The organism is Streptomyces sp. NPDC054841 (assembly GCF_053611045.1).
Window position 1 is genome coordinate 1 of record NZ_JBSGZO010000514.1, and the last position, 5,651, is coordinate 5,651.

The following is a 5,651-nucleotide window of genomic DNA, read 5'->3' on the forward strand; positions in this document are numbered from 1 at the left end:
GCTGGGGGGTGCTGATCTGCACGGCGACCCGGTCGTCGCCGCCGACTCCATCGGCCGGCACACGGTCTTCGCCGCCACACCGAGGTCGGTGCTGGCGTGGACGCAGGCACGCCCCGGCGCACCGTTCTCCGGGCCGCTGCGGACCGGACTGCCGCCGACCACGCTGGCGCTCAGCGCGACGGCGGACGCCGGCGGCGACGGCATACGGGCCGGAGACGATGGCGACGGGGACAGGGACGGGAACGGGGACGGCATACGGGCCGGAGACGGCGGCGGCGTACGGCTCTGGTACCGCGCCCCTGTCACGGGCGAGGTGCGCAGCGCCCGCTTCACCGGTGGCCGCCCCGGCACCCGGAGCACGGCCGAGAAGAGCCTGCGCGCCACCTCGCCCATGACCGCCACCGGTATGGCGGGCTTCGGCCCGGTGAGCGCGGGCGAGGAACTGCTGGCCGTGCGGTCCCGTACGGGCATGCTCGCGACGGCCCCGGCCGTACCGGGAACGAACCCCGGCTGGACGGAGTCCGGCTTCCTCTTCGCGGGGGCACCCGCGGTCGTACCGGGCGGTGTGGCCGCGATCGGTCTGGACGGCACCCTGCACTGGACGCCCGCGGCCCGATGAGGCCGTGGCCCGGTGAGCCCGCGGCCCGATGAGTCCGGCGGCCCGATGAGTCCGGCGGCCGCGCACGGTCCATACATGTGAGACGGGAGGCCCGCCGCGGCCGAACGGACCCGATCACGAAAGGACCCCACCATGCCGGCCCAGGAAGAACCGCAGACGGAGCTCGACGCGCGCTACAGCTCCCCCGACGCCACCGCGACACCGTGGCCGGACGCGGTCACCCAGCTGAACGAGTCGGAGATCTTCTGGCTCTCGACCGTGCGCCCGGACGGCCGCCCGCACGTCACCCCGCTGATGGCGGTCTGGCTGGACGACACGCTCCACTTCACCACCGGTGAGCAGGAGCGCAAGGCGCGCAACCTCGCCGCCAACCCCCATGTCGTCCTCACCACCGGCACCAACATCGACAGCGAGGGCCGCGACCTGGTCGTCGAGGGCGAGGCGGCCGTGGTGTCCGACGAGCCGCGGCTCGCACGGCTGGCCGAGGCCTGGGAGTCGAAGTACGGTCCGGAGTGGCACTTCGAGGTCCGGGACAAGGCCTTCTGGCACGAGGGCGCAGGCCGCTCCCTGGTCTTCGGTGTGACACCCCGTACCGCCTTCGGCTTCGGCAGGGGCGAGACCTACAGCCAGACCCGCTGGCGCTTCACCGGCTGAGGGCGCCCGGACGGCCGAACGGAGACCGTTCCATGGAATGGACCCTCGAAGTGATCGTCATTCCGGTCACCGACGTGGACCGGGCCAAGCGCTTCTACATGGACCAGTGCGGCTTCAACGCCGACCTCGACATGTCGCCTTTCGAGGGGAGCCGCTTCGTCCAGCTCACCCCGCCCGGCTCCCGCTGCTCCATCGTCATCGAGTCCGGCCTGCCCGACTCCCCCGGCCAGGCGCGGATGACTCCGGGTTCCCTCCAGGGCCTGCAACTGTGCGTCACCGACATCGACGCGGCCAGGTCGGAGCTGGTGAGCCGTGGCGTGGTGGTCGGTCCGGTGCGGCACGTCGGGCCGTCGGGCTGGGAGGACGGCAAAGGAACGGAAACCTGGAATTCCTTCCTGTTCTTCCAGGACCCTGATGGCAACGGCTGGGTGGTCCAGGAGGCACCGACACCACTCGCCACCCGGTGACGGTCCGAGCCGGCGGCCCGTGACGGTCCGGCGGCTGACACAGGAGGTCCCTGCATGGAGTTCACGCTCGAAGTGATCCTCGTCCCCGTCTCCGACGTGGACCGGGCCAAGGAGTTCTACCGCGACAAGGCCGGCTTCCACGTCGATCACGACACCCGCATCGACGAGCGGTTCCGCATCGTGCAGCTGACCCCGCCCGGCTCGGGCTGTTCCGTCGTCATCGGTGAGGGCATCCCCGTGCCGGGCGGCAGGACGCTCGAACCCGGCTCGTACCAGGGCCTCCAGCTGGTCGTGGGCGACATCAAGGCGGCCCATGCCGAACTCGTCGCCCGTGGCCTGGACGTCACCGAACCCGAAGTGGTCGCGCCGGGCGACGGTGGCACGTTCATGTACTTCTCCGACCCCGACGGCAACGGCTGGGCCATCCAGGAATGGACCCGGCGCGCCTCCCAGCCCCTCCACGCGCTCCTGGCCGAGCAGGCGCGCGAGCGCGCGGACGGCGACGACGCGGCCGGCGGCGGGGCGGACTAGCCGGTCCCCGCAAGGAATCCGGGCAGCGCCATGGAATGGACTATCGAAGTGATCGTCGTCCCGGTCAGCGACGTCGACCGGGCCAAGACCTTCTACGCCGACCAGTGCGGCTTCACGGTCGACCACGACAGCAGCATCGGCAAAGGCGTCCGCATCATCCAGCTGACCCCGCCCGGGTCGCCCTGCTCGATCGTCATCGGTGAGGGCATGCCTCCTGCCCCCGGCCAGACGGTGATGACCCCCGGCGCCATCCAGGGCCTGCAACTCTGCGTCCCCGACATCGAGTCGGCCCACGACGAGTTGCTCGCCCGCGGCGTCGGGGTCAGCGCGGTCCAGCATGTCGCCGCCACGGGGTGGGCCCAGGGCAAGGGCGAGCCGTGGAACTCGTTCGTGTTCTTCCAGGATCCCGACGGCAACGGATGGGTCGTCCAGGAGTCCCCCGCGCCCCTGTCGGACCGCCGCCACTAGGGCCTGTCTTCCGGATCAGGCCGCCCGACAGCCAGGTCAGGTCAGGTCAGGTCAGGTCAGGTCAGGTCAGGTCAGGTCAGGTCACCTCACTTGGCCGCCTTGAAGGCCGAGGGCGCGGGGAGTTCGACGCCGGTGCAGCCCCGGCGCCTGGTGATGTCGTCGACGTACGCCCGGAAGAGGGTGGACAGGCGGTCGAGCACGACGTCTTCGTAGGTGTAGCTGACGGTGAGGGTGTGGATCGCGGGCCGCCCGTCGCAGACGGACGAGGCCCACCAGACGCCGGGCCCCTCACCGCCACCGGCGGTGCCCGGCCTGAGGTACTCGTAGTGGTCGAGGACCTCGATGGCGACCGACTCGGACTCGGGGCCGAAGAAGGAGGCCGTCCTCATCCACCAGGGCGAGTGCGTGAGCGCGTCGTCCGCGTACTCCCGCTGGGATCCCTGCAGGTCCGGGGCGATCTCGCGGACGCCCGCCGGGCTGAGTGCCAGCAGGCAGGTCTCCGTCGCGCTGCGGGCCCCCGTGGGTGCCTCCAGCATGCGGTCCGGCAACCGGCCACGCCCGGCGTCGTCGAGGTGTCTGCCGTACCAGGCGCAGGAGGCGCTCGCGGACTTCGGAGCGCGGAGCTCTCGTCCGGGAGTCGTCAACTGTGCGGGAACGGCGGGGAGTCGGGTGTCGCACTTCAGTGCGTCCGCCGCCCGGGCCGCGGCTGTGCGGGCCAGCCCGGCGAGAATTCCGCGGTCGTCGTCCGACACGTCGTCATAGTCGGCCCTGGCCGTGACCTGTACGGAGGACGGCTTCCCGGACCCGGATGCACAGCCGGTCCGGACCGTGACGGAGTCGTCGCTGTAGTGGCCGAGCGCGCCGTCGCCCAGGGGCAGGGGCTCTGCGTGGTCGGCGAGGCGGGTCACGTCGTCCGGGTCGGGATCCTTGTCGTCGCGGCGGCCGAACGGTTCGAACCGTATCTCGTCGCCCACGACGTTCATGGGCACGTCGTCGGCGGAGGTGCGGACGGCGAGTACGAAGAGGCCGTCGGACTTGCCCGGCTCCGGCACCCGGTAGAGCGTGCACCGGCCCGGCAGCGCGTCGAGCCGCAGTCGGTCGTTCTCGCCGCTGCCCGCCTTGGCCCTGACCATCCCGCCCCGCAGGTCCATCACCGCCTCGGCGTCCACGATGCCGCCGCAGGCCGCGGCGATCTCGGCCTCGCTCGCGGCCCGGTCGCGCACATCCGTGTACGTCAGCCAGCACGCCCACAGGCTCGCCCCGGTCCCGAGCACGGCGGTGGCCAGGAGCAGCTTGTTGCCCCGGTCGCGCCAGGGCCCGCCACCAGGCACCGACGGCACCCGGGCCAGCCATCGCGGTTGCCGCACCGGCGAAACGCCTTCGGGCAGCCGCGTGCCCGCCCGGTCCTCCCCGTGCCAACTCATGCAGATCCCCCGTACGTTCCCCGTGCCCGGCCAACAGTTCGCAGAAGCTATCAGCCGCCCCGGACGCCACTGCGGCCCCGCCCACCACATGGACGGGGCCGCGCAGTGTCGACGGGGGGTCATCGGCCCTCCGCCGCCTTCGACTGCTCGGAGAGGCGACTGCGCATCAGCAGCAGCGCATCAGTGGCTTTCTTGCGAGTCTCCGCCAGCCTCTCGGGCGGGCCGCCCACGTAGACGGAGACCGCGGTCTTCCCTGTCCGGCCGGTCAGCACGATGTAGGGCAGGTTCGCCGTACTGCCGTCGTCGTAGGTGGCCAGCCTTCCTTCTTCGGAGATCACTTCGTCGAATCCGGACAAGGGCGGGGCGATCGCTTCGTGCACGTCGTCCCAGCGGGATTTGCCCATGCGCTGAGTGGTGCAGCGGTGGATCGTGTTTCTGTCGTCGGCGAGGGATTGTCGTGCCGTGGCGTCGTCCACGTACACCGCCACCAGGGAACTGGTGGTGAAGCCTTGCAGGTCGTCCTGTGCTGCACGGCTGACCGCGGCAAGTGTCCCCGCCCGCAGGGGCTTTTGGTACAACTCGCAATTGGGCCGGACCGCTTCTTCCAGGGCCGGGTCCTCCTCGTACGGGGTGCTGCGGACGAACCCCGGGCCCCAGTCCTGAGGTGAGAGCGCCACCGCCGATGCGATCCTGTGCGCCTCTGCGGCTGCGGCCGCGGTGTCACGCGGGGACGGCGAAGCGGATGCGGTGTCATGGGGGGACGGCGAAGCGACCCCGTGCGAAGGACCCCTTCCACCGCCTCGAAGCAGCAGCACCAGGCCCAGGCCCAGCACCAGTACCACGGCCACCCCGACGATGAGCGGAACGAGGCTTCGCCGAGAGCGCCACCAGGAGGGTTCGGGACGCGGACCCGGGCCGAACCGATCGGGCGGAGGACGCGGAGACAGGGGGCCAGGGGGCGGGCCCGATCCCTCGGCGGCAGCCGGCTTCTGCACGGTGGGGCGCTCCGGCGGCGCCGCCCAGTCCGAGAGCGTCGCTTGCTGCGCCGGGTGAGGCTCGGCGGCGATGATGGGGACGAGCCGCCGCGCGGCCTCCTCCAACGCCTCCAGGCCGGTGGCGCCGGGGACGAACGCCATGACGATCCAGGACAGCCCGCCCTCCTCCACGATGTCGTGCACGGTCACGACATCGGGGTGGTCGCGCAGCCGGGCGGCGCGCCGCGCTTCGCCGCGGGCCCGGGTGATCCGGGCGCTCACCTCACGATCCGTGAGGCCCGGCGGCAGGGCGATCTCCTTGAGCGCGACCTCACACGCGAGTTCATGATCGAAGGCGAGCCACAGGCGGCCCATACCCCCGGCAGCCAGCTGCCGCAGGAGCCGGTAGCGCCCGGCGATCACGCGCCCGGCGGCCCCGTGTGCTCCGGTCATGGCGCCGCTTCTTCCAGGGTGGCCGGCAGGGTTCCCCGGCGATCACGGCGACCCCTCATTC

The 5,651-nt window shown here is 71.8% G+C and carries 6 protein-coding genes and 1 pseudogene; 5 read left to right on the forward strand and 2 right to left on the reverse strand.

All coding sequences use genetic code 11. The annotated features are described in order from the left end of the window. The 5 genes and pseudogenes from ACWGI8_RS38050 to ACWGI8_RS38070 form a co-directional block, all read left to right on the forward strand. Positions 1 to 619 (forward strand): annotated as a pseudogene (locus tag ACWGI8_RS38050) (hypothetical protein); the annotation flags it as partial. 132 nt (positions 620 to 751) lie between these two features. Beyond that, the gene (locus tag ACWGI8_RS38055; RefSeq protein WP_453668009.1) at positions 752 to 1,273 is read left to right on the forward strand and encodes a pyridoxamine 5'-phosphate oxidase family protein; all 522 of its coding nucleotides are present in this window, start codon (positions 752 to 754) and stop codon (positions 1,271 to 1,273) included. Between the two features lie 32 nt (positions 1,274 to 1,305). Beyond that, positions 1,306 to 1,740 carry a VOC family protein gene (locus ACWGI8_RS38060; protein WP_453668010.1) on the forward strand — a complete coding sequence of 145 codons (435 nt, stop codon included), beginning with the start codon at positions 1,306 to 1,308 and terminating at the stop codon, positions 1,738 to 1,740. Positions 1,741 to 1,794: 54 nt separating this feature from the next. Further along, positions 1,795 to 2,271 carry a VOC family protein gene (locus tag ACWGI8_RS38065; protein WP_453668011.1) on the forward strand — a complete coding sequence of 159 codons (477 nt, stop codon included), beginning with the start codon at positions 1,795 to 1,797 and terminating at the stop codon, positions 2,269 to 2,271. 30 nt (positions 2,272 to 2,301) lie between these two features. Further along, complete coding sequence (locus tag ACWGI8_RS38070) at positions 2,302 to 2,739, forward strand: VOC family protein (RefSeq protein WP_453668012.1); 438 nt, start codon at positions 2,302 to 2,304, stop codon at positions 2,737 to 2,739. An 86-nt stretch (positions 2,740 to 2,825) separates the two neighbouring features. Here the strand turns inward: ACWGI8_RS38070 and ACWGI8_RS38075 are convergent, their stop codons facing one another. Together ACWGI8_RS38075 and ACWGI8_RS38080 are read right to left on the reverse strand one after the other, a co-directional pair. Then, positions 2,826 to 4,163: a hypothetical protein gene (locus ACWGI8_RS38075; RefSeq protein ID WP_453668013.1), complete on the reverse strand. Its 1,338-nt coding sequence runs from the start codon at positions 4,161 to 4,163 to the stop codon at positions 2,826 to 2,828. Between the two features lie 119 nt (positions 4,164 to 4,282). Next, complete coding sequence (locus ACWGI8_RS38080) at positions 4,283 to 5,590, reverse strand: hypothetical protein (protein ID WP_453668014.1); 1,308 nt, start codon at positions 5,588 to 5,590, stop codon at positions 4,283 to 4,285. Positions 5,591 to 5,651 lie beyond the last annotated feature (61 nt).